The sequence below is a fragment of the Streptomyces sp. NPDC059851 genome (genome assembly GCF_042732005.1).
In the GTDB taxonomy this organism is placed as follows: domain Bacteria; phylum Actinomycetota; class Actinomycetes; order Streptomycetales; family Streptomycetaceae; genus Streptomyces.
This window is the reverse complement of the sequence record NZ_JBHWJJ010000021.1, coordinates 16,411-39,260: the sequence shown is the minus strand read 5'-3', so window position 1 is coordinate 39,260 and position 22,850 is coordinate 16,411. Positions and strand designations below refer to the sequence as shown.

Annotated in this window: 19 protein-coding genes and 1 pseudogene; 15 read left to right on the top strand and 5 right to left on the bottom strand. The window is 72.7% G+C overall.

What is annotated here, in order from left to right:
- Positions 1–28 precede the first annotated feature (28 nt).
- The 11 genes from ACFV7Q_RS10195 to ACFV7Q_RS10145 all read left to right on the top strand — a co-directional run bounded on the left by ACFV7Q_RS10195 (position 29) and on the right by ACFV7Q_RS10145 (position 14,225).
- Positions 29–943, top strand: coding sequence for an N-acetylneuraminate synthase family protein (locus tag ACFV7Q_RS10195; protein WP_385426178.1), 915 nt, complete (start codon positions 29–31; stop codon positions 941–943).
- 65 nt (positions 944–1,008) lie between these two features.
- Positions 1,009–2,202, top strand: a complete 1,194-nt coding sequence (locus ACFV7Q_RS10190) for a hypothetical protein (protein WP_385426176.1) — start codon at positions 1,009–1,011, stop codon at positions 2,200–2,202.
- Positions 2,203–2,339: 137 nt separating this feature from the next.
- Complete coding sequence (locus ACFV7Q_RS10185; protein WP_385426300.1) at positions 2,340–3,584, top strand: amidohydrolase; 1,245 nt, start codon at positions 2,340–2,342, stop codon at positions 3,582–3,584.
- A 223-nt stretch (positions 3,585–3,807) separates the two neighbouring features.
- A complete protein-coding gene (locus ACFV7Q_RS10180) occupies positions 3,808–4,863 on the top strand; it encodes a BMP family protein (protein WP_385426173.1) in 1,056 nt (351 codons plus the stop codon).
- A 227-nt stretch (positions 4,864–5,090) separates the two neighbouring features.
- A complete protein-coding gene (locus ACFV7Q_RS10175) occupies positions 5,091–6,764 on the top strand; it encodes an ABC transporter ATP-binding protein (RefSeq protein ID WP_385426297.1) in 1,674 nt (557 codons plus the stop codon).
- Positions 6,761–7,876: an ABC transporter permease gene (locus ACFV7Q_RS10170; protein WP_385426170.1), complete on the top strand. Its 1,116-nt coding sequence runs from the start codon at positions 6,761–6,763 to the stop codon at positions 7,874–7,876. The genes ACFV7Q_RS10175 and ACFV7Q_RS10170 overlap by 4 nt, the downstream gene beginning before the upstream one ends.
- Positions 7,873–9,135 carry an ABC transporter permease gene (locus ACFV7Q_RS10165; RefSeq protein WP_385426168.1) on the top strand — a complete coding sequence of 421 codons (1,263 nt, stop codon included), beginning with the start codon at positions 7,873–7,875 and terminating at the stop codon, positions 9,133–9,135. Before ACFV7Q_RS10170 ends, ACFV7Q_RS10165 begins: the two co-directional genes overlap by 4 nt.
- Complete coding sequence (locus ACFV7Q_RS10160; protein ID WP_385426166.1) at positions 9,132–9,530, top strand: cytidine deaminase; 399 nt, start codon at positions 9,132–9,134, stop codon at positions 9,528–9,530. Before ACFV7Q_RS10165 ends, ACFV7Q_RS10160 begins: the two co-directional genes overlap by 4 nt.
- Positions 9,531–9,633: 103 nt before the next feature.
- Entirely contained in the window at positions 9,634–10,911 is a 1,278-nt protein-coding gene (locus tag ACFV7Q_RS10155) for a thymidine phosphorylase (protein ID WP_385426163.1), read from the top strand.
- Positions 10,912–11,415: 504 nt separating this feature from the next.
- Positions 11,416–13,761 (top strand): WD40/YVTN/BNR-like repeat-containing protein, encoded by a 2,346-nt coding sequence (locus ACFV7Q_RS10150; protein WP_385426161.1) that lies wholly within the window; start codon positions 11,416–11,418, stop codon positions 13,759–13,761.
- 119 nt (positions 13,762–13,880) lie between these two features.
- Positions 13,881–14,225 (top strand): hypothetical protein, encoded by a 345-nt coding sequence (locus ACFV7Q_RS10145; protein ID WP_385426158.1) that lies wholly within the window; start codon positions 13,881–13,883, stop codon positions 14,223–14,225.
- Here ACFV7Q_RS10145 and ACFV7Q_RS10140 read toward each other — a convergent pair.
- Positions 14,139–15,134: a sigma-70 family RNA polymerase sigma factor gene (locus tag ACFV7Q_RS10140; protein ID WP_385426155.1), complete on the bottom strand. Its 996-nt coding sequence runs from the start codon at positions 15,132–15,134 to the stop codon at positions 14,139–14,141. The genes ACFV7Q_RS10145 and ACFV7Q_RS10140 overlap by 87 nt on opposite strands.
- A gap of 102 nt (positions 15,135–15,236) precedes the next feature.
- Positions 15,237–16,523 (bottom strand): MFS transporter, encoded by a 1,287-nt coding sequence (locus ACFV7Q_RS10135; protein WP_385426152.1) that lies wholly within the window; start codon positions 16,521–16,523, stop codon positions 15,237–15,239.
- A 99-nt stretch (positions 16,524–16,622) separates the two neighbouring features.
- Between ACFV7Q_RS10135 and ACFV7Q_RS10130 the strand changes: the two are divergent.
- Positions 16,623–17,543 (top strand): annotated as a pseudogene (locus ACFV7Q_RS10130) (LysR family transcriptional regulator); the annotation flags it as partial.
- Between the two features lie 14 nt (positions 17,544–17,557).
- Here ACFV7Q_RS10130 and ACFV7Q_RS10125 read toward each other — a convergent pair.
- From ACFV7Q_RS10125 to ACFV7Q_RS10115, 3 genes are all read right to left on the bottom strand, one after another.
- Positions 17,558–18,652 (bottom strand): LuxR C-terminal-related transcriptional regulator, encoded by a 1,095-nt coding sequence (locus ACFV7Q_RS10125; RefSeq protein WP_385426149.1) that lies wholly within the window; start codon positions 18,650–18,652, stop codon positions 17,558–17,560.
- A 364-nt stretch (positions 18,653–19,016) separates the two neighbouring features.
- Positions 19,017–19,385: a cupin domain-containing protein gene (locus ACFV7Q_RS10120; protein WP_385426146.1), complete on the bottom strand. Its 369-nt coding sequence runs from the start codon at positions 19,383–19,385 to the stop codon at positions 19,017–19,019.
- Positions 19,386–19,458: 73 nt separating this feature from the next.
- Positions 19,459–20,181 carry an alpha/beta hydrolase gene (locus ACFV7Q_RS10115; protein ID WP_385426144.1) on the bottom strand — a complete coding sequence of 241 codons (723 nt, stop codon included), beginning with the start codon at positions 20,179–20,181 and terminating at the stop codon, positions 19,459–19,461.
- 112 nt (positions 20,182–20,293) lie between these two features.
- On the opposite strand from ACFV7Q_RS10115, the gene ACFV7Q_RS10110 reads away from it, so the two are divergent.
- The 3 genes from ACFV7Q_RS10110 to ACFV7Q_RS10100 all read left to right on the top strand — a co-directional run bounded on the left by ACFV7Q_RS10110 (position 20,294) and on the right by ACFV7Q_RS10100 (position 22,833).
- A complete protein-coding gene (locus ACFV7Q_RS10110) occupies positions 20,294–21,442 on the top strand; it encodes an adenosine deaminase (RefSeq protein WP_385426141.1) in 1,149 nt (382 codons plus the stop codon).
- Positions 21,443–21,582: 140 nt separating this feature from the next.
- Positions 21,583–21,855, top strand: a complete 273-nt coding sequence (locus ACFV7Q_RS10105) for a hypothetical protein (RefSeq protein ID WP_385426140.1) — start codon at positions 21,583–21,585, stop codon at positions 21,853–21,855.
- A gap of 198 nt (positions 21,856–22,053) precedes the next feature.
- The gene (locus ACFV7Q_RS10100) at positions 22,054–22,833 is read left to right on the top strand and encodes a hypothetical protein (protein ID WP_385426137.1); all 780 of its coding nucleotides are present in this window, start codon (positions 22,054–22,056) and stop codon (positions 22,831–22,833) included.
- Positions 22,834–22,850: the final 17 nt, after the last annotated feature.

Here is a 22,850-nt window from a genome sequence, read left to right as displayed (position 1 = left end):
CCGCACCGAACGAAGGGCCCCTGCTGCCATGACGCTCGCCACCACGCTGCACCCCCGCCTGCGGACCCTCGGCCCGCGCATCGTCGGCCCCGACCGCCCCGTCTACGTCGTCGGCGAGATCGGCATCAACCACAACGGCGACCTCGACACCGCCCTCGCCCTGGTCGACGCCGCCGCCGAGGCCGGCTGCGACGCCGTCAAGTTCCAAAAGCGCACCCCGGAGATCTGCACCCCGCGCGACCAGTGGGCCGTCGAGCGCGACACCCCGTGGGGCCGGATGACGTACATCGACTACCGCCACCGCGTCGAGTTCGGCGAGGCCGAGTACCGGGCCATCGACGAGCACTGCAAGGAGCGCGGCATCGACTGGTTCGCCTCCCCGTGGGACACCGAGGCGGTCGCCTTCCTGGAGAAGTTCGACCTCCCCGCCCACAAGGTGGCCTCCGCCTGCCTCACCGACGACGAGCTGCTGCGCGCCCTGCGCGCGACCGGCCGCACGATCGTCCTGTCCACGGGCATGTCCACCCCGAAGCAGATCCGGCACGCCGTCGAGGTGCTCGGCAGCGACAACATCCTCCTCTGCCACGCCACGTCGACGTACCCGGCCAAGGCGGAGGAACTCAACCTCCGGGTGATCAACACCCTCCAGGAGGAGTACCCGAACGTTCCCATCGGCTACTCCGGCCACGAGACCGGCCTGCAGACCACCCTGGCCGCGGTCGCGCTCGGCGCCACCTTCGTCGAGCGGCACATCACCCTCGACCGCGCGATGTGGGGCTCCGACCAGGCCGCCTCCGTCGAGCCGGGCGGCCTGACCCGCCTGGTCCGCGACATCCGCACCATCGAGACCGCGCTCGGCGACGGCGTCAAGCGGGTCTACGACTCGGAGCTCGCCCCCATGCGCAAGCTCCGCCGCGTCCTGGGCGAACCGGTCGCGGTCTGACCCGGGTGCCCGGTGCGTACGAACCCCCGCCCCCGCCCCCACCCGTTCGTGACGAGGAGTGACCGGTGACCCCCTGCGCCACCACCCTGGCTTTCGTCGAGAGCCCCGTCCAGCTCCTGAACGTGCTGGAGTGGGCGTACGCGTACGGCACCCACCCGCCCGGCGGTACCCCGCTGTTGGACGGCGTCCCGAGCCAGGCCGCCCGGACCGCGGGCCGGACCGGGCTCCGGTCCGGTGGCCGGCGCGGTGCGTCCGTCGCGGGCACGCCCCGCGCGGCGGGCGGGCTGCGGATCGTCGTCCTGCCGCCGACCGACCCGATGTCCCGCGGCCAGCTCCGACGCATGGCGGCGCTCGCCCGGGACGAGGGGTACGAGGTCCGGTGGCAGGAGGCCCGCGGCAGCCGGCTCGCCCCGGTCAGGGCACTCGCGGCGCTCACCCGCGACGTCCGCGCCGCCGCGCGGATCGTCGTCGGCGACCCGTTCTCCCGGTACGTGCAGCTGCTGCTGACGCTCATCCGCGCCGAGGAGCTCGTGGTCGTCGACGACGGCACCGCCACGATGGAGTTCGCCGCCCAGACCGCCCGCGGCGAACGCCTCGTCCGCTGGCACCGCATCGGCCGCGGTGGCGCGGCCGGCCGGCTGGGCGAGCTCGCGTACGCGCCGGTCTCGTCGGCCGCCCGGCGCCGCTTCACCCCGGCGCCCGGTACGGGCCGCCGCGTCGAGGTGTTCACCTCGATGCCCGTCACCGTGCACGGCTCGATGACCCTGCGGGTCAACGACTTCGCCTGGACCCGCGCCCGGTTCGGCCCGCCGCGGCTGACCCGCGGCACCGACCTGGTGGGCACCTCGCTCGTGGAGACCGGGGTGGTGGACGCGGCCGGCTACCTGGACGCCGTGCGCGCCCTGACGGTGCGCCACGGAGCCACGCGCTACTTCGCGCACCGCCGCGAGTCGGCGGAGAAGCTGCGCGTGCTGAGCGGGGCGACCGGGCTGGAGATCGTCCGCCCGGACCTGCCGCTGGAGCTGACGGCGCGCCGCGGTCCGATCGGCCGAACGGTCGTCAGCTTCCCGTCCACCGTCGTCCACACGCTGCCGTACGCGCTGACCGGCACGGGGGTGACCGTTGCCGTATGCGACGTCGACCCGGCCTGGCTGGCCGGCACCGCGTCGCCGCGGGCGCAGGGCTTCCTCGCCGGCGTCACCGAAACCGCCCGTGATGTGCGCAGAATCCGTGCGCGTACCCTCCATACGGCCGGATGAGCGCGCGAGTTTACCCCCGGCTGCATACGGTCATGCGTCCAGAGGTCTGGTTTTTTTCCCCTGACGGCATGAACTTTTGCTGATCGCCATCCAGTTGGGCCATTCGTGCGCCTACCCTTCAACGGGTGAACCAGTTGATGTCCCGCGAGTCCCAGCCCGTCCTGCCCGGCACGCCCGCCCAGCCCGAGCTGCCCGGCACTCTTCCGGACCACCTGCGTGCCGAACTGATCGCCTTCCGCCGGGACTTGCACATGCACCCGGAGCTAGGACACCAGGAGTTCCGCACCACGGCGGCCATCAAGGCCCGACTGGAGAAAGCCGGCCTGCGCCCACGCGTACTGAAGTCGGGGACCGGGCTGGTCTGCGACGTGGGCACCTGGGACGGCGGTCGGCCGATGCTGGCGCTGCGCGCGGACATCGACGCCCTGCCCATTCCCGACGCCAAGACGCACGTCGCGTACCGCTCGACCTTCCCCGACCGGGCGCACGCGTGCGGCCACGACGTGCACACGGTGGTCGTCCTCGGTGCCGGGCTGGTCCTCGCCGAGCTCGACCGGCAGGGCTTGCTGCCCCGACCCGTGCGGCTGCTCTTCCAGCCCGCGGAGGAGGTGCTGCCGGGCGGGGCCACCGACGCCATCGCGTCCGGGGTCCTCGACGGCGTCGGCAAGATCATTGCGGTGCACTGCGACCCCCGGGTCGACGCGGGGAAGATCGGCCTGCGGGCCGGGCCGATCACCTCCGCCTGCGACCGCCTGGAGATCACCCTGGAGGGCCCCGGCGGGCACACCGCCCGGCCGCACCTCACCACCGACCTGGTGACGGCCGCCGCCCGGGTCGCCACCGACCTGCCGGCGGTGGTCTCCCGGAGGATGGACGCCCGCTCGGGCATGTCGATCACCTGGGGCCGGATCGAGTCCGGGCACGCCTGCAACGTGATCCCGATGCACGCGGAGCTGTCCGGGACGATCCGCTGCCTGGACATCAAGGCCTGGCACGAGGCACCCGACCAGATCCACGCGGCGATCGACGAGATCGCCGGGGTGCACCGGGCCAAGTCGGAGATCACCTACGTGCGCGGGGTGCCGCCGGTCGTCAACGATCCGGTGATCACGGAGCTGCTGCGGGAGTCGATGACTGCCCGGCGGGGTGCCGAGTCGGTCGAGGACACCGAGCAGAGCCTGGGCGGGGAGGACTTCTCCTGGTACCTGGAACACGTGCCGGGGGCCATGGCCCGCCTGGGCGTCCACCCGCCGGGCGGCAGTGTGAAGAAGGACCTCCACCGGGGCGACTTCGACGTGGACGAGGCCGCGATCGGGGTCGGCGTGGAGTTCTTCACGGCCGCCGCACTGATCGACGGGCACCGCGCGGGGCCGATCTCGTAGCGAATTTTTACCTCATCTGAGCGGCGCCCGGCACACCTGTCCAGCCCTTGTGCGCCAAGGGTTGGACGCCGGGCGCGTCACTGATCGGTCACTGTCCGGTTCACGACGATCCGATAACGACTCATGAACGGGCCTTTAACTGACATCTACGCGCGTTACGATCGCCGCGAAAACCAGCGCCGGTCAGTAGGCGCTTTCGGTCAGGTTTTGAAGGAGCCTCCCCTTGCGCCGGATCACCAGGATCGCCACCGTGGGCCTCGCGTCCGCGGCGCTGGCCCTCTCGGCCACCGCCTGTGGCGGAAAGAAGTCCTCCGACACCGCGTCGTCCACCGACTCGGCGGAGAAGTCCGCAGCCATCGCCTACGACATCGGCGGCCGTGGCGACCAGTCCTTCAACGACGCCGCGTACGCGGGTCTGGAGAAGGCCGAGAAGGACCTGAAGGTCAAGGGCGCCGAGGCGGAGCCCACCGAGGGCGAGAGCGAGGCCGACAAGGTCCAGCGCCTCACCGAGCTGGCTCGCAAGGGCAACAACCCGGTCATCGGTGTCGGCTTCGCCTACGCGCCGGCGATCAAGAAGGTCGCGCCGAAGTTCCCGAACACGACCTTCGGCCTCATCGACGACACGTCGGTGACCGACAAGAACATCGCGAACCTGGTCTTCAACGAGGAGCAGGGCTCGTACCTGGCCGGCGTCGCCGCCGCCAAGGCCTCCAAGTCCGGCACGGTCGGCTTCATCGGCGGTGTCGAGGTTCCGCTGATCAAGAAGTTCGAGGCGGGCTTCACCCAGGGCGTCAAGGACACCAACCCGAACGCCAAGGTGCTGTCGACCTACCTGAGCCAGCCGCCGGACTTCTCCGGTTTCGCCAAGCCCGACCTGGGCAAGGCCGCCGCCAAGGGCCAGCTCGACAACGGCGCCGACGTGGTCTACGCCGCCGCGGGCCTCGCCGGCTCCGGTGCGATCGAGGCCACCGCCACCGCCGGCAAGTGGGCCATCGGTGTCGACTCGGACCAGTACAACCAGGCCGGTCTGGCGAAGTACAAGGACAAGATCCTGACCTCGGTCACCAAGGACGTGTCCGGTGCCGTCTACAACCTGATCAAGTCGGTCCAGGACGGCAAGCCGCAGTCCGGTGAGGTCCGCTACGGTCTGGACGCCAACGGCGTGGGCCTGGCTCCCTCCAACCCGGAGTACAAGAACATGGCCGATGTCATCGCCGCCGTCGAGAAGGCCAAGGCCGACATCATCGCCAAGAAGATCACCGTCAAGACCGCGCCGTAAGGCCGTCACCTGACGTGAAGTAAGGTCTCGGGGGTCCGGGAAGCGGTCTCTGCCGCTCCCGGGCCCCGAACCGCATTTCGTGATTGCTCGTGGCCACTTGGCCGCAAGTTTTCACTTCCGACAGTGCTACGCGCGTAGAGGCATCGTGGACGCGATACCTTCTCTCCCCGCCCTGTCCCCCCGCCCAGCGGTCTTTCCAGCTCCTTTCGCGCCAAGGAGAGTGCGTCATCAACGCGTCCAGCCCCCCTGCCGTAGAACTGCACGGCATCACCAAGCGTTTCCCCGGCGTCGTCGCCAACAAGGACATCGCCATCACCGTCCGCAAGGGCACGGTCCACGCCCTGATCGGTGAGAACGGTGCCGGCAAGTCGACCCTGATGAAGATCCTCTACGGCATGCAGAAGCCGGACGAGGGCACCATCGCCATCGACGGGGAGCAGGTCTCCTTCAACAACCCGGGCGACGCCATCGCCCGCGGCATCGGCATGGTCCACCAGCACTTCATGCTGGCCGACAACCTCACCGTCCTGGAGAACGTCGTTCTCGGCGGCGAGAAGCTGTACGGCATCGGGGCCAAGGCCCGCAAGAAGATCCTGGAGATCTCGGACGCGTACGGCCTCGGTGTCCGTCCCGACGCCCTGGTCGAGGACCTCGGTGTCGCCGACCGCCAGCGCGTGGAGATCCTCAAGGTGCTCTACCGCGGTGCCCGCACCCTCATCCTCGACGAGCCGACCGCCGTGCTCGTGCCGCAGGAGGTGGACGCGCTCTTCGACAACCTGCGCGAGCTCAAGGCCGAGGGCCTGACCGTCATCTTCATCTCGCACAAGCTGGGCGAGGTGCTGAAGGTCGCCGACGACATCACCGTCATCCGTCGCGGCACCACGGTCGGCACGGCCGACCCGAAGACCGCGACGACCAAGCAGCTCGCCGAGCTGATGGTGGGCAGCGAGCTGCCCACCCCGGAGACCCGCGAGTCGACGGTCACCGACGTCCCGATGCTCCAGGTCAAGGGCCTGACCCTGGCCGAGACGGGCGGTGCGCCGACCGTCCCGCTGGCGGTCGCCGCAGGGGACCGCAACGAGGACGTGGACTACGTCCACGAGCACGTGGCCGTCGGCCGCCTGCTGCTGGACGGCGTCGACTTCACGATCCACAAGGGCGAGGTCCTCGGCATCGCCGGTGTCGAGGGCAACGGCCAGACCGAGCTGATCGAGGCCCTCATGGGCATGGTCGCCCCGGACTCGGGCGTGATCACCCTCGACGGCGTGGACATCACCAAGCACCCGGTGCGCAAGCGCCGCGAAGACGGCATCGGCTACATCCCCGAGGACCGCCACCGCCACGGCCTGCTGCTGGAATCCCCGCTGTGGGAGAACCGCATCCTCGGCCACGTCACCGAGGCGCCCAACTCCAAGCGCGGCATCCTCGACCCGAAGGCCGCCCGCAAGGACACCGAGCGGATCGTGCGCGAGTACGACGTCCGCACCCCGGGCATCGACGTCACCGCGGCCTCGCTCTCCGGCGGCAACCAGCAGAAGCTGATCGTCGGCCGCGAGATGAGCCACAACCCCAAGTTCCTCATCGCCGCCCACCCCACCCGCGGTGTGGACGTCGGTGCGCAGGCGCAGATCTGGGACGCCATCCGCGAGGCCCGCCGCGAGGGCCTGGCCGTGCTCCTGATCTCCGCCGACCTCGACGAGCTGATCGGCCTGTCCGACACCCTGCGCGTCATCTACCGCGGCCGCCTGGTCGCGGACGCCGACCCGGCGACCATCACGCCGGAAGAGCTCGGCACCGCCATGACGGGTGCCGCGCGCGGCCACCTGGAAGCCACCGAACCCCACCCCGATCAAGGCTCTGTCGCTGCCGACGGTGACACGACGGAGGACGAGGCCCGATGAAGAAATTCGACAAGGACCGGCTGCTGCTCGCGGCCGCCGGACCCGTGCTCGCGCTGGTCAGCGCCTTCGTACTGACCATGATCGTGCTGGCTGCCTCGGGCGTGGACCCGATCGACCCGCTGCGCATCATGTTCGAGCAGGCCGGCTACGAGGACATCCAGGTCCTGATCCTCAACCAGGCGGGCATCTACTACCTGGCGGCCCTGGCCGTGGCCATCGGCTTCCGGATGAACCTCTTCAACATCGGTGTGGACGGCCAGTACCGCCTCGCCGCGATGATCTCGGCCGTCATCGGCGCCGCGGTCACGCTGCCCGGCCCGCTGCAGATCCTGATGATCGTGGCCGTGGCCATGCTCACCGGTGCCTTCTGGGCCGGTATCGCGGGCATCCTCAAGGCCAAGCGCGGTGTGAGCGAGGTCGTCTCGACGATCATGCTGAACGCCATCGCGACCTCCCTGATCGCCTGGCTGCTGCTGCCCAAGAACCTGGGCGTCCAGCTGCCCGGCTCCAACGACCTGACCACCGGTGACATCCCGGAGTCGGGCTGGTTCCCGGCCGTCGAGATCGGCCCGGGCCTGGAGATCTACGGCTTCACCTTCGTCGCCTTCGCCCTCGGCGTCGTCTACTGGTTCGTCCTCAACCGCACCCGGTTCGGCTTCGACCTGCGCGCCACCGGCGCCAGCGAGTCCGCCGCCCAGGCCTCCGGTGTGGACGCCAAGAAGATGATCATGACCTCGATGCTCATCTCGGGCGCCGTCGCCGGCCTCACCGGCATGCCGCTGCTGCTCGGCGAGTCCCACACGTACAACCTGTCGTTCCCGGCGGGCATCGGCTTCACCGGCATCACCATCGCCCTGCTGGGCCGCAACAACCCGCTCGGCATCTTCTTCTCCGCCCTCCTGATCGCCTTCATCGACAAGGCCTCCGCCGGCCTCGACACCGCCGGCTACGCCAAGGAGATCGGCACGATCATGCAGGGCCTGATCGTGATCGCGGTCGTCGTCAGCTACGAGTTCGTCCGCCGCTACGGCATCCGCCGCCAGCAGCAGAAGGTCGGCGCGGAGCTGGCCGCCGGCCACGCCATCAAGACCGACAAGGAGGTCGCGGCGTGAGCACCAGCACCGTTTCCGCGACGAGCGCCGCGCCCAAGGGCGGCGGCCGCCGCAAGCTCACCCTGCCCTGGATCCTGCTGATCATCGCGGGCGGCCTCGTCCTGATCTCGCTGGTCCGGACCGTCTCGGGCGCCGAGGACCTGACGTCCATCGGCCAGGTCTCCGGCGCGCTCCAGCTCGCCGTGCCGATCGCCATGGCAGGCCTCGGCGGCCTGTGGGCCGAGCGCTCCGGCGTGGTCAACATCGGCCTCGAAGGCATGATGATCCTCGGTACCTGGTTCGGCGCCTGGGCCGGCTACCAGTGGGGTCCGTGGACCGGTGTCCTCATGGGCATCGTCGGCGGCGCCCTGGGCGGCCTGCTGCACGCGATCATCACCGTCACGTTCAACGTCAACCACATCGTCTCCGGTGTGGCCGTGAACATCCTGGCCATCGGCTTCACCCAGTACCTGTCGAACTTCACCTTCGACACGGTCCCTGGCGGCTCCTCCAAGCAGTCCCCGCGCATCGAGCCGATCACCGAGATCACCATCCCCGGCTTGTCGGACGCGCTGGCCGACCTCCAGGCCAAGCACTGGTTCCTGGTCTCGGACCTCGCCGGCATCCTCGGCGGCCTGGTGACCAACCTGTCGCTGCTGACGGTCGTCGCGATCCTGCTGATCCCCGCCACCTGGTGGGTGCTGTGGCGCACGGCCTTCGGCCTGCGGCTGCGCTCCTGCGGTGAGAACCCGGTCGCCGCGGAGTCCCTCGGCGTCAACGTGTACAAGTACAAGTACATCGCCGTGGTCGTCTCCGGTGCCCTGTCCGGCCTGGGCGGCGCGTTCCTCGCGATCGTCTCCACCGGCATCTACCAGGAGGGCCAGACCGGCGGCCGCGGCTACATCGGCCTCGCCGCCATGATCTTCGGCAACTGGATGCCGGGCGGCATGGCCCTCGGCTCGGGCCTGTTCGGCTTCACCTACAGCCTGAAGCTGCGCGGTGGCGCCGAGAACGTCCACGCGATGCTCCTGCTCCTCGCGATCCTGCTCGTGGCCGTCGTCGTCTGGCAGCTGTACAAGCGCAAGCACGTCCAGGCCGCGATCGCCGCCGCCTGCGCGGCCGGCCTGTTCGTCTGGTACGCGCTGGTCGACGCCGTCCCGAGCCAGTTCGTCGACGCGGCCCCGTACGTCACGACGCTGCTCGTGCTCGCCCTGTCGGCGCAGCGCCTGCGGATGCCGAAGGCGGACGGCATGCCGTACCGCAAGGGGCAAGGCAAGTGACCACGGCGCCCACCCCCGACTGGGAGGCCCTGCGGGAGGCCGCCCGGGACGCCATGTCCCGGGCCTACGCCCCCTACTCCGGCTTCCCGGTCGGGGCCGCGGCCCTCGTCGACGACGGGCGGATCGTGACCGGCTGCAACGTCGAGAACGCCAGCTACGGGCTCGGCCTGTGCGCCGAGTGCGGCCTGGTGTCCTCCCTCCAGGCCACCGGCGGCGGCTCCCTGACGCACTTCACCTGCGTCGACGGCAAGGGCGACGTCCTCGTCCCGTGCGGGCGCTGCCGCCAGCTGTTGTACGAATTCGGCGGACCGGAACTGCTGGTGGAGACCCCGAAGGGGATCCTTGCGCTGGCGGAGATGCTGCCGCAGGCCTTCGGGCCGGACCACCTGAGATAACCGTGACGACGGCCCTTCGCCCCGCGAGGCGAGGGGCCGTCGTACTTCCGTACTTCCGCGGAACTCCGCACCACCCCTCTATGCGCGTAGAAGGAAGCACCACATGGACGTCATCTCCGTCATCCGTACGAAGCGCGACCGCGGCGAGCTGAGCCCGGAGCAGATCGACTGGGTCATCGACGCGTACACCCGCGGCGTCGTCGCCGACGAGCAGATGTCGGCGCTGGCCATGGCCATCCTGCTCAACGGCATGAACCGGTCCGAGATCGCCCGCTGGACCGCCGCCATGATCGCCTCCGGCGAGCGGATGAACTTCGACTCCCTCTCCCGTCCGACCGCCGACAAGCACTCCACCGGCGGCGTCGGCGACAAGATCACCCTGCCGCTGGCCCCGCTCGTCGCCGCCTGCGGTGCGGCCGTGCCGCAGCTGTCCGGTCGCGGCCTCGGCCACACCGGCGGCACCCTGGACAAGCTGGAGTCCATCCCCGGCTGGCGGGCGCTGCTCTCCAACGAGGAGATGCTCCACGTCCTGGACACCACCGGCGCGGTCATCTGCGCGGCGGGCGACGGCCTCGCCCCCGCCGACAAGAAGCTGTACGCGCTGCGCGACGTGACCGGCACCGTCGAGGCCATCCCGCTGATCGCCTCCTCCATCATGTCCAAGAAGATCGCGGAGGGCACCGGCTCGCTCGTCCTCGACGTGAAGGTCGGCTCCGGCGCCTTCATGAAGAACATCGAGGACGCCCGCGAGCTCGCCTCCACCATGGTGGCCCTGGGCACCGACAGCGGCGTGAAGACGATCGCCCTGCTCACCGACATGTCCACCCCGCTCGGCCTGACCGCCGGCAATGCGCTGGAGGTCCGCGAGTCCGTGGAGGTCCTGGCCGGCGGCGGCCCGGCCGACGTGGTCGAGCTGACCATCGCCCTGGCGAAGGAGATGCTGGACGCCGCGGGCATCAAGGACGCCGACCCGGCCAAGGCCCTGGCCGACGGCTCCGCGATGGACGTCTGGCGCCGCATGATCCAGGCGCAGGGCGGCGACCCGGACGCGGCCCTGCCGGTCGCGCGCGAGCAGCACGTGGTCACCGCCCCCGAGTCGGGCGTACTGACCCGTCTGGACGCGTACGCGGTGGGCGTCGGCGCCTGGCGCCTGGGCGCCGGCCGCGCCCGCAAGGAGGACCCGGTGCAGGCCGGTGCCGGCATCGAGCTGCACGCGAAGCCGGGCGACCAGGTCGTGGCCGGGCAGCCGCTGATGACGCTGCACACGGACACCCCGGAGAAGTTCGACTACGCCCTGGCCTCGCTGGAGGGCTCGTACGACATCGCCCCCACGGGCACGGCGTTCACCGCGAACCCGATCGTCCTGGACCGCATCGCCTGATCCGGACCGCGCACCCTGCCGGAACGCCGGCCCCGCACGCCGGGGCCGGCGTTCCCGCATGCGGGGGTCATACCCCGGACGTAACCTGGCGGTGTGAGCGAGGGACGGTCCCACGGGCCGACCGACGGTCCCGCACCGCACAGGAGAGGCGGCCGGGCCGCACGGCGGCTGGAGGAGTTCCTCGCCGCCCGGGAGCCGGCGGCGGAGCCCCCAGGGCCCCCCGGAGCGCCCGCGGACGGCGAGGACCGGGACCGGGGCAAGGACCGGGACCAGGGCCGGGTCCGGGACGGGAAACCGACCCCGGACCCGGACCTGGCCCGGCCGGATCCCCCCGCACCCCCCGCCCGAGCCCCCGCACCCCCGCGCCCCCCACAGCCCGGGCACGGCTGAGCCCCCTCCCGCACCACTGCGGGCACGGCTGATCGCCGCGCCGGCCGGCGCACATACCGGGCCGCAGGGCGGCCCGGTCCGCCCGGCGCCGCCCGCGCCGAAAGAGGTGCAGCGATGCAGGATCCGACCGCTCCCGACGATCGTGGTTCCGGTGCCGGGCGCGGCGCCGGTGGGCGCCGGCACCGCTCGCCGGGCGGCAAGGCACTGACCCGGCTGCTCCAGGAACTCGAACGCACGGGCCGCGGCCGGGAGGCGGCCGCCGCCGTCGCCAGGGCCGTACCCGGACTGGAGGCGAGCCGGCAGCAGGAGCTGATCACCGAAGCCGTGGGGCCGCCCGAGGTCCGGCCTCCCGCCCGGGACCGGGTGCCGGTCCCGCCGGACCGCGAGGACGGGACGGCGGGGGCCCCGCCGCCCCGGGAGGCCGCCGAGCGGGTCCGGTCGGGCGCCGCGGACGCGCGGTCCCTCGCCGTCGTGTACCGGGAGACGGCCGAACGGCTCGCCGCGACGCCCCGCGTCCGCGGCCCGGCCTGGCGCTCCCTCGGCCCCTGGACGGTGCCGAACGGGCAGACGTACGGCCTGAGCCGGGTCAACGTCTCCGGCCGGATCTCCGCGATCGCCGTCGACCCCGGGAACGCGGCGCACCTGCTGGTCGGGGCTGCGGGCGGCGGGATCTGGGAGAGCGCCGACCGCGGCGCCTCCTGGGCGCCCCGCACGGACGACGCGGCCACCCTCACGACCGGCGCCCTCGCCTTCGACCCCGCCTCCTCCGGCACCGTGCTCGCGGGCACCGGGGAGGGCAACTTCTGGGCCCGGCTGGGCACCGGAGTCCTCCGCTCCACCGACGGCGGCACGACCTGGGCGCCGCTGTGCACCGACCCGTTCGTCGGCCGGGGCTTCTACGACCTGGCGTTCGACCCCACCCGCCGGGGCACCGTCCTCGCGGGGACCACCGACGGCCTGTACGCCTCCGTCGACGGAGGCGCGAGCTGGACCCCGCGCCGCTCCTCCGCCACCTGGTCGGTCGCCGTGTCGGCGAACGGCGAGGCCCTCGCCGCCTGTGCGGACGGCCTGTTCCGCTCGGACGACGGCGGATCCGTCTGGCGCGCCGTCACCCTGCCGGGGCCCGGCACCTTCCCGTACGCGCGGTTCGCCGTGGCGATCGCCCCGTCCGATCCCGGCGTCGCGTACGCCTGGGCGGCCGACGCCGACGAGGTGGCGCGGCTGTGGCGCAGGACCGGCGGGACGGACTGGGCGCGCGTGCCCGCACCGGTCGGCCTACAGACCGTCCAGGCCTGGTACGACTGGTTCCTCGGCGTCGCCCCCGACCGCGCCGACCAGGTCTACCTCGGCGCCATCGACGTCTACCGCGGGGACCGCTCGGGGACGACGTGGAGCTGGCAGGACGTCTCCACCAGGAAGACCGGCGGCGACTCCATCCACCCCGACCAGCACGCGATCGCCTTCGAACCCGGCGCCCCCGCCGTGGTGTACGTCGGCAACGACGGCGGCCTGTTCCGCAGCCCCGACCGGGGCGTGCACTGGGAGGACCTCAACCACGGCCTGGCCATCACGGAGTTCGAGTACCTGGCGCAGGACCACACCTCCGAGACCTGGCTGCTCGGCGGCACCCAGGACAACGGCACCAACCGCTGGACCGGCTCCCCGAACTGGACCCACGTCCAGGACGGCGACGGCGGGGACTGCGCGGTCAACCGCGACGACCCGCGGACGGTCTTCCACACCTTCTTCGACATGAACCTGGAACGCTCCGGCAGCCGCGGCGACCCCGGCACCTGGACCGGGGTGTCGCCCCCGGTGCCCTCCGGCGAGCGCTCGCTGTTCTACCCGCCCCTGGAGACCAGCGCCACCGCCGGTCGGACCGTCGCCTTCGGTGGCGGGGCCCTGTACGTCTCCCGGGACGACGCGGGCAGCTGGAAGCGGCTGCCGTTCCCCGCCCCGGGCTCGGGCAGCGCCATGTACGTTCCGCACGGCGACGAGGTACTGGTCGGCACCACGCGGGGCCGGCTCTACCGCACCCGGTGGCAGGGCGGCGCCTGGAGCCCGCTGGCCGCGCTGACGCCGCCCCGGCCGGACGCCTGGATCAGCGACATCCACGCCGATCCCGCCGACACCGACCGCATCTGGGTCACCCACAGCACCATCGGCGGCGGCCGCATCTGGCATTCCGCCGACGGCGGCGCCACCTGGGACGACCGCTCCGCCGGGCTGCCACCGCTGCCGCTCAACGCGGTGGAGGTCGACCCGCGCGACCGGGACCGGATCTGGGTCGCCGCGGACCTGGGCGTGTACGGGTCCACCGACGCCGGGGTGACCTGGCAGGCCTTCGCCGGTGGGCTGCCCAACGCGCTCGTCGGCGACATCGTCCTGCACCCGGGCGCCCGCCTGCTGCGCGCCGGCACCCGCAACCGGGGCGTGTGGGAGGTTTCCGTCGACGGCTGAGCGCACCGCAGCCCCACCGCAGCCCCACCGCAACCGACCGCGGCCCGACCGCGGCCCCCCCGCAGCCCACGCACGCACGGCCACCGATGAGTCCCGGCGTCCCGCCCGGTCAGACAGTCATGAGGAACCGGACCCTGATCCTGACCGGCCCCGACACGGCGCCGGGTGGTGCCGGCGCGGCGTGCCGGCGACTGGCGGAGCTGTACGCGGCCGGAGCCGCCGCCGTGGAGTGCGACGTCGGTGCCCTCGCGGGCCCGCCCGCCCTCGCGGCCGTCGAAACCCTGGCCCGGCTCCGCCTGACGGCCCGCCGTTGGAACCGTCCCCTCGCCGTGACCGGCGCCCGCCCCGAACTCCGCGCCCTCCTCGCCCTGGTGGGGCTAGGCGAGCTCCTCGGGGAGGCCGAAGAGGGGGAACCAGCGGGCGGTGTCCAGGAAGGCGTTGAGCCCGGTGATCCGGCCGTCTGACACCTCCAGGACCTGGAGCGCCCACGGGACGTGGCCCGGGCGGCCGTCCTGCCGCGGACGGTACTGGCCGAAGGCGGGCAGGCCGTTGGCCGTGGTGGGGACCAGACGTGAGCCCTTGCAGCCGATGCCCTGGTTCAGGTGCCATGCGGCGATGTCCGCACGGCCCCGGAGCCACAGGTCGAACGGCGGCATGGACAGCACCGCGTCCTCGTGCAGCAGCGTGGTCAGCCGGGAGATGTCGTACGCCTCGAACGCGGACACGTACTGCTCCAGCAGCTTCGCCTGCTCGGCGTCCAGCGGGTCGACGGGCTCACTGGCGCGGGCCGGGCGGGCGGCCAGGGTGGCCCGGGCCCGCTGCAGGGCGCTGTTCACCGAGGCGGTGGTGGTTTCCAGCAGGGCCGCCACCTCGTCGGCCTTCCAGGCCAGCACCTCGCGCAGGATCAGCACGGCCCGCTGCTTCGGCGGCAGGTGCTGCAGGGCCGCGACGAACGCCAGCCGCACCGATTCCTTCGCCAGCGCCGCCTCTGCCGGGTCGGCGGTCTGCGGCAGCACGCGCGCGTCCGGGACCGGCTCCAGCCAGGTCACCTCGGGCCGCTCGTTCAGCACGGCGGAGGCCTGGTGCTGCGGCGCGCTGAGGTCCATCGGGCGGGCCCGCTTGTTGCCGGCGCTCAGCAGGTCCAGGCAGACGTTGGTGGCGATGCGGTACAGCCACGAGCGCAGCGAGGACCGCCCCTCGAACTTCCCGTAGGCGCGCCAGGCGCGGACGTACGTGTCCTGTACGGCGTCCTCGGCGTCGAAGGAGGAGCCGAGCATGCGGTAGCAGTAGCCGGTGAGCTCGACGCGGTAGCGGTCCAGCGCCGCGTCCAGTCCCGCGTCGGCGTCGGCGGCGAGGTCGGCGGTGTCCGTCATGTGCGTCATCCCCCTGGTCGGTCCCGGTACGACGGAACCTACCGGAGGGCACTGACAGCCGCAGCCCGGCGCGGAAACCGCCCGGCGCCGGGCACGCCGGGGTCAGCGCGCCGCGAGCAGCCGCCGCTCCGCCCGCGCCGCGTGCGAGCCGTACAGGGTGATCGACACGACGCCCAGCACCGCCATGAGCGCGATCCCGGCCGTGGCAGCCCAGCCGCCGGCGTGGTAGGCGAGGGCGCCCAGCGTGCCGCCCGCACTGGAGCCGAGGTAGTACGCGGACTGGTACAGCGCGGAGGCCTGCGCGCGGCCCGACCGCGCGGTCCGGCTGACCGCGGCGGACGCCACCGCGTGGCCGGCGAAGAAGCCCGCGGTGATCAGGACGAGCCCGACGACGATCGGGGCCACCGAGTCGGCCAGCGACAGCAGCAGCCCCAGGGCGGTGGTGGCCACCGCGAGGTACAGGGCCCCGCGCCGCCCCGTCCGGGCCACCAACTGCCCCGCCGCGGCAGAGGAGGCCGTACCGACCAGGTAGATCAGGAAGATCGAGCCGATCACGCCCTGGCCGAGGGAGAACTCGTCGACCAGCCGGTAGCCGATGACGGTGTACACGGCGCCGAACACGGTCATGAACAGGGCGCCGATCCCGTACAGCCGCAGCAGCAGCGGATCGCGCAGGTGTCCGGCGACCGCGGCGCAGACCGCGCGCGGCTCCAGCGATGCCGGGCGGAAGAACCGTGCCCGGGGCAGCAGCACCCAGAAGGCGACCGCGAAGGCCAGCGCCATCGCGCCGACGGCCAGCAGGCCGGCCCGCCAGCCCCAGGCCTGGGCCGCCCAGCCGGTGACGAGGCGGCCGCTCATGCCACCGATGGAATTGCCCGCCACGAACAGGCCGATCGCGCCCACCAGCGCCTTGGGCTGCACCTCCTCCGCCAGGTACGCCATCGCGGAGGCGGGGACGCCTGCGATCGCCGCGCCCTGGACGGCGCGCAGCGCCACCAGCCACTCCAGGTTCGGCGCGAACGGCACGAGGAGTCCGACGCCGACGGCGACGGCCAGGGACACCGTCATCATCCGGGTCCGGCCGAAGCGCTCGGAGAGCGCGCTGAGCGGCAGCACGAACAGGGCGAGCGCGCCGGTGGCCGCGGAGACGGTCCAGCTGGCCTGACCGGCCGTCACCCCGAAGCCCTCGGAGACGGCGGGCAGCAGGGCCTGCGTGGAGTAGAGGAGGGCGAACGTCGCGAGTCCGGCGGCGAAGAGCGCGAGGCTCATCCGGCGGTAGCCGGGGAGGCCGGGTGCGTGGGCCCGGGGGGCCCGGGGCTCGGGGTCCTGCGGGGACGACGGGGTGGAGGCACCCGTGCTGGCGGGTGCCCCGGTATGAACGGAAGGCATGTCACGACCGTAGACCCGGCCCGTTTCATGCGTCCAATGCACGAAATCGCGATAATCGATCCCCTGGTGCATCAGCAGAGCTCAGAGGGGTGCGTGTCAATGAACCGTTACGAAGAAGACACTGCCGTGACAGCTTTGCTGGCCCCGCGGCTGGCGTACTTCGCCGCGGTCGCCCGGCACGAACACGTCACCCGCGCCGCCCACGAGCTCGGCGTCCCGCAGTCCACCCTGTCCCGGGCCATGGTCCGCCTCGAACAGGACCTGGGCGTCGCGCTGTTCGCCCGCAAGGGCCGTACCGTCGCGCTGACCACGGCCGGCCGGACCTTCCTCGCCCCGGCCGAGAAGGCGCTCGCCGAGATCGCCCGCGCCGCCGGATCGGTACAGCACGACGCCGACTCCGCCTACGGCAAAGTGGCGTTCGGCTTCCTGCACACCCTCGGCCCCGAGACCGTACCCGGCCTGATCCGCGCCTTCCGCGCCGACCACCCCGGCGTCCGCTTCTCCCTGGTCCAGAACTACGGCGAGGCGATGCTGGAGCGCCTGCGCGCCGGCGAACTCGACCTCTGTCTGACCTCGCCCCTCCCGGACGCCCCCGACCTGGTGGCCCGCAGGCTGGACGAACAGCGGCTGCGCCTGGTGGTTCCCGACGACCACCGCCTCGCCACCCGCAAGCGCATCCGCCTGGCCGAGGCCGCCGAGGAGGCCTTCGTCACCCTGGAACCCGGCTACGGGCTGCGCCGCATCACCGACGACCTGTGCGCCGAGGCCGGGTTCACCCCCCGGGTCGCCTTCGAGGGCGAGGAGGCCGAGACCCTGCGCGGCCTGGTCGCGGCCGGCCTCGGCGTGGCCCTGTTGCCGCCGCCGGCGGTGCCCCGCCCGGGCGTGGTCGAGCTGACGGTGACGGCCCCGCGGGCGGTCCGCGAGATCGGTGTCGCCTGGCTCGACGGCCACCCCGACACCCCGCCGGTCGCCGAGTTCAAGCGGTTCCTGCTGTCCAGGCGCGGTCGGCTGATCCCGGAGTGGCACGTGCCCGCTCAGGACCCGGCGGCCCCGGATCCCCGCTCCGACACCGCGCCGGGTTCCGGAACCGCGTCGCCGGGCCCGTCCGCCGCACCCGGCGGGGGCGGGGCGGCGGAGAGCAAGTAGCCCGCCTGGAAGCGGGACTTGGCGCCGACGGCCCGCATGATCTCCGCGATGTGCCGCTGGCAGGTCCGCTCGGACATGCCCAGGCGGCGCGCGATCGCCTTGTCCTCCAGGCCCTCCGACAGCAGCCGTACGATCGTCTGCCGCAGCTCGTCCGAGAGCGAGCGGGCCGCCTCCCGGCTCACCGTCGCGGGGAACGGGTCCGCCTTCAGCCAGCAGCGCTCGAAGGCGGAGACCATGAAGTGGACGACGCTGGGCTCCCGCACCACCAGCGCCGCCCCGGCGCGGTCCGGCACCGTGATCAGGCCCGTGTGCCCGTCGAAGACCAGCATCCGCATCAGCCCGTCGTCCAGCGTCCGCACCTGCGCGCCGAGCGCCGCCACCCGCTCCACGTACGCCACCGTGGGCTGCGAGTAGCGCGCGGTGTGCTGGTAGATCGTCCGCATCCGGACCCCGCGCGCCAGCAGCGCCTCGTCCCGCCCGATCGCGTCCTCCAGGGCTCCCACCGGGCGTCCGCCGCCCGGCTGCGAGGTCAGCACCTCCCGCTCGCAGGCCGCCGCCAGCTCCGCGATCAGCGCGCGCACCGTTCCCAGGTCGGTGACGGTCTCCAGCTCCTGCCGTCCCGGCCCGCTGCGGTCGCGCTGCGCGGTCCCCGCCTCGTACTCCGGCACCAGCGCCTCCAGGCGGCCGCGCAGCCGGTCCATCTCGTCGTGGGTCTCCCGGACGAGCAGGGTCAGCGGGGCCAGGGCCCGGGCCGCCGCCGCCCGCGGGGCCACGGCGCTCCACCGGTCCGGGCCGCCGCCCGGGGCACGTTGGAGCAGGTGGGCCGTGGCCAGCTCGGTGAGCGCCCCGGCCGCCCGCGGGCCGAGGGCCGCGGCGGCCTCGGCCGGCTCGAAGGAGTGCCGCTCGGCGGCGTACGCGTACAGCTGCCGGGCGGCAGGGCTCAGTTCGGCCATGGTCGGGGGGTCGGCTTTCTCGGCTGGCATGTACGTGATCGTCCAGTATGGACGCGTCTGCACACCCCTCGGGTTCCCGCAAGGCGGCAAGACGACGCCTGCGCCGGCCCCTTTCCCGCCCCCGAACGGGCACAGTGGGACCACCGGGCGGCGGAACGCGGCACGGGGGAGCTGCTGCGCGCTGACGGACACCGGTCCGCGGCCGTGCGGCTCGGCCCGCGTTCCGCCGCTGTAGCGGCCGCCCGGTGCGGTCGCGGGCGGGGGTCGGCCCCGTGGTGGCCGCGCCGGATCCGGCGGTGCGATCCGGCCGCACGGGGGCGGACCGGAGGGTACCGACGGACCGGCGCGGCCACCGCCGCCTCCCCGCTGCCCGCAGCCCGCCGGCCCCGCGGGTTCAGCTGCCGGCGGCCTTCGCGTAGTCGCCGAAACCGGTCCAGTCGACGGTCACGCACGGTTCGTCGCCCACGACCCAGGCGTCGTGGCCCGGTGACACCTGCATGAAGTCGCCGGGGCCGTAGTCGTCGGTCTCCCCGTCGTCCATGACGACGTGGATGCGGCCGCTGACCACGTACCCCGTGTGCGCGGACCGGCAGCTGTCGGTGCCGGCGAGCGGTTTGATGTGCTCGGACCAGCGCCAGCCCGGCTCGAACACGGCGCGGCCCACGGGCCCGCCCTCGGCCTGGATCACGTCCAGTCGGCCCTTGCCGTCGGCGAACGGACGCGTCTCGTCGGCGTCGTCGAAGTTCCTGCGCACGATGGTCATGCCCCATCGCCTCCCGAACGGGTGCGGAGGTGGGCCCCGAGTCCAATTCTCACTTTAACGCCGGGGGCCGTTCTCAACCCCGCAGCGAGCGCCCGAACCCGGAGGCGAGCGGCATCCGCAGGCCCAGCGGCGGCGGGGCCGCCAGGGCGTCAGTCACCGGCCGCGAGTACCGGCCCGTGAACAGGGCCCCGAGGACGAAGTCCACGGACAGCGCCACGACTTCCGCCTGGTGGTCCCGTAACCGGTGGCCGTCGGAGTGGACCTCGAAGCGGCAGGTCGCCCGGTTGGCCTTCTTCGCCCGCGCCGCGAGGCGGAACGATGCTTCAGGGGCGCTGTGCGCGTCGTTCGTCCCGTGCACGATCAGCACCTGTCGGCCGGACAGCTGCTTCACCGGTTCAGGTGTGTCGGGTCCGACCGTCTCGTCCAGCGAAGGCGCGAGCGCCAGTACGGAGTTGACGGCTCCGTGGCCCGCGGCGAGCAGCGCCGCGCGACCGCCCGCCGCGTGGCCGCCGAGGCAGACCGGCACGTCCCCGTACCGGCGCACCACCTCGTCCGCCGCCCATCGGGCGTCCTGCTCCCGGGTGCCCTGCCCGCCGTACGCCACCGTGTGCGTGACCAGCCCTTCCGCCCGGCCCGCCCGGGTCAGCGCCCGGGCCAGCGCCCGCACCGGGCCGGGGGGCCACCGGGTCGCCCCGGGGAGCAGGAGCACCACACCGCTGACCGTCGAGTCCGGGCCGTTCGCGCCGGCCGCCCGCCCCAGGCGGGCCCCGCGCGCCGGAGGCGCATGATGAGACATGGCGGAACAGTCTCAGACTGACAGGTGTACGCGACCCGTCCGTACGGTCTCTGTTGGATATCGGACCGGCGCCGCGGCAGTGCTCTACGCGCGTAGGCGTTAGAGTGCGCAGATGACGAGCCAGACCACCGCACTGCCCACCCCGGAACAGATCCGCCGCGCCCCGAAGGTGCTGCTGCACGACCACCTCGACGGCGGCCTGCGCCCCGGGACCATCATCGAGCTGGCCCGCGCGGTCGGCTACGACAAGCTCCCGGAGACCGACGCCGACAAGCTGGGCGTGTGGTTCCGTGACGCCGCCGACTCCGGTTCCCTGCCGCGCTACCTGGAGACCTTCGCGCACACCTGCGCCGTCATGCAGACCAAGGAGGCGCTCTTCCGCGTCGCCGCCGAGTGCGCCGAGGACCTCGCCGAGGACGGCGTCGTCTACGCGGAGGTCCGCTACGCGCCGGAACAGCACCTGGAGGCCGGCCTCACCCTCGAAGAGGTCGTCGAGGCGGTGAACGACGGCTTCCGCGAGGGAGAGCGCCGCGCCCGGGAGAGCGGCCACCGCATCCGCGTGGGCGCCCTGCTCACCGCGATGCGTCACGCCGCCCGCGCCCTGGAGATCGCGGAGCTGGCCAACCGCTACCGGGACAACGGCGTCGTCGGCTTCGACATCGCCGGCGCCGAGGCCGGGTTCCCTCCCACCCGCCACCTCGACGCGTTCGAGTACCTCAAGCGCGAGAACAACCACTTCACGATCCACGCGGGCGAGGCCTTCGGCCTGCCGTCGATCTGGCAGGCGCTGCAGTGGTGCGGTGCGGACCGCCTGGGCCACGGCGTGAAGATCATCGACGACATCGAGGTCGCCGAGGACGGCTCCGTGAAGCTGGGCCGGCTCGCCTCGTACGTCCGCGACAAGCGCATCCCCCTGGAGATGTGCCCGACGTCGAACCTGCAGACCGCCGCGGCCGCCTCGTACGCCGAGCACCCGATCGGCCTGCTGCGCAAGCTGCACTTCCGCCTGACGGTCAACACCGACAACCGGCTGATGAGCGGCACCAGCATGAGCCGCGAGTTCGAGCACCTGGTCGAGACCTTCGGCTACACGCTCGACGACATGCAGTGGTTCACCGTCAATGCCATGAAGTCTGCGTTCATTCCTTTCGATGAACGACTGGCCATGATCAACGACGTGATCAAGCCCGGGTATGCCGAGCTGAAGTCGGAATGGCTGTTCCGGCAGACCGCTTCGACCAGCGGTTCTGTTTCGGCCTAGGCCACGGCCTGACCGAGAGGAAGCGTCCGGGAGGCACAATCCCCGGGCGCTTCTTCGTATTTGAGGATGTTTGCGGGCGGCGGTTTCAAGTGACTAGTTTGCGGAGCCGCCCGATTCCCCAGTCCCAAGGACCACACTTCATGAAGAAGTCAGCTGCCAAGACCCTCGGTGTCGCCGCCCTCGGAGCCGCCTTCGCCGCCGCCGCGGCCGGCACCGCGTCGGCCGCCGTCCCCGCCATCGGTGTCACCGACGCGCTGGGCACCGCGACCGGTGCGCTCCAGGGCCTCACCAGCCAGCAGCAGGTGAGCGCCGACCAGCAGGCCAGCGACCCCGGCGCCGCGGTCACCCAGCTGACCGACGCGGTCGGCCCCCTGGTCGGCGGTCTGCCGGTCGGTGCCCTCGGCGGCTCCTGATCCCCGTCTGATCCCCGTCTGATTCCCGCCCGATCCACCCCACGGGATCCGTACGGAGTCGCACGCGCGCACGCGGGGCGCACGCCGGTTCGATCGGGCGTGCGCCCCGCGGCGGCGTGTGCCAGGATCCCGCCAACTGCCCGCCGACGTACGGGTGGGGGTACCGCCCGGCGGCAGCCGGGGGAGAGGTCACCGGTCATGCGCTTGATGCCCCGGAGCACCGTCGGAGCGGCCACCGCCGCCCTGCTGCCCGCCCTCCTGCTGGGGGCCGTCGGTTGCGGTGCGGGCGCCCCCGCGGGCGGCAAGGCACCGGACCAGAAGGGCTCGGCCCCCGCCGGGACACCGGCGGGCACCCCGGCCACCGGTGTCCCGTCCGGTGCCGCCGCCCCGCCGCAGACCGGCGGGACCGGGACCGAGCTGGAGCGCTCCGCCCTCGCCCAGGGCGACCTGCCCGGCTACCAGGTCTCGGCGCAGGCCAAGAACCCGAACGCCCCCGACGGCCAGCCCCGGGCCGATCGCAAGGCCTGCCAGCCGCTGGCCGACATCATGGGCGACGAGCCGGATCCGGCCGCGCGCGAGACCGTCAACCGTGGGATCGGCTCGCAGAAGGAGGTGGGGCTCGCCGTCTCCGCCTCCGTCAGTTCCTACGCCGAACGCGACGCCAAGGCGCTGCTCACCCGCCTCAAGGACGCGGTCGCCGCCTGCGGTACGGGCTTCACGGCCACCGTCGAGAGCCAGAGCGGCAGCTACCGCGACGTGCGGGCGAGCGACTACCGGACCAGCGGCGACGACACCGTCAGCTGGACCACGACCGCGGCCGCCCAGGGCGTCTCGGCCCAGGTCCACGTGGTCGTCGTACGGCAGGGCGACACCGTCGTGCGGCTGATGGCGCTCAACGTCTCGGGCGCCGGACAGAAGGCCCGGGTACCGCACGAGGTGGCGGACAAGCAGCTGGAGAAGGTCCGCCGCACCGCCTGAACCGGCGGCCGGCGGGC

What these genes read in the sequence shown, in the direction of transcription:
- ACFV7Q_RS10140 (WP_385426155.1), bottom strand. Translation starts at nt 15,134, where the DNA reads ATGACGGACACCGCCGACCTCGCCGCCGACGCCGACGCGGGACTGGAC.
- ACFV7Q_RS10105 (WP_385426140.1), top strand. Translation starts at nt 21,583, where the DNA reads ATGAAGAAGTCAGCTGCCAAGACCCTCGGTGTCGCCGCCCTCGGAGCC.
- ACFV7Q_RS10155 (WP_385426163.1), top strand. Translation starts at nt 9,634, where the DNA reads ATGGACGTCATCTCCGTCATCCGTACGAAGCGCGACCGCGGCGAGCTG.
- ACFV7Q_RS10185 (WP_385426300.1), top strand. Translation starts at nt 2,340, where the DNA reads ATGTCCCGCGAGTCCCAGCCCGTCCTGCCCGGCACGCCCGCCCAGCCC.
- ACFV7Q_RS10120 (WP_385426146.1), bottom strand. Translation starts at nt 19,385, where the DNA reads ATGACCATCGTGCGCAGGAACTTCGACGACGCCGACGAGACGCGTCCG.
- ACFV7Q_RS10170 (WP_385426170.1), top strand. Translation starts at nt 6,761, where the DNA reads ATGAAGAAATTCGACAAGGACCGGCTGCTGCTCGCGGCCGCCGGACCC.
- ACFV7Q_RS10125 (WP_385426149.1), bottom strand. Translation starts at nt 18,652, where the DNA reads ATGCCAGCCGAGAAAGCCGACCCCCCGACCATGGCCGAACTGAGCCCT.
- ACFV7Q_RS10100 (WP_385426137.1), top strand. Translation starts at nt 22,054, where the DNA reads ATGCGCTTGATGCCCCGGAGCACCGTCGGAGCGGCCACCGCCGCCCTG.
- ACFV7Q_RS10115 (WP_385426144.1), bottom strand. Translation starts at nt 20,181, where the DNA reads ATGTCTCATCATGCGCCTCCGGCGCGCGGGGCCCGCCTGGGGCGGGCG.
- ACFV7Q_RS10110 (WP_385426141.1), top strand. Translation starts at nt 20,294, where the DNA reads ATGACGAGCCAGACCACCGCACTGCCCACCCCGGAACAGATCCGCCGC.
- ACFV7Q_RS10135 (WP_385426152.1), bottom strand. Translation starts at nt 16,523, where the DNA reads ATGCCTTCCGTTCATACCGGGGCACCCGCCAGCACGGGTGCCTCCACC.
- ACFV7Q_RS10145 (WP_385426158.1), top strand. Translation starts at nt 13,881, where the DNA reads ATGAGGAACCGGACCCTGATCCTGACCGGCCCCGACACGGCGCCGGGT.
- ACFV7Q_RS10150 (WP_385426161.1), top strand. Translation starts at nt 11,416, where the DNA reads ATGCAGGATCCGACCGCTCCCGACGATCGTGGTTCCGGTGCCGGGCGC.
- ACFV7Q_RS10195 (WP_385426178.1), top strand. Translation starts at nt 29, where the DNA reads ATGACGCTCGCCACCACGCTGCACCCCCGCCTGCGGACCCTCGGCCCG.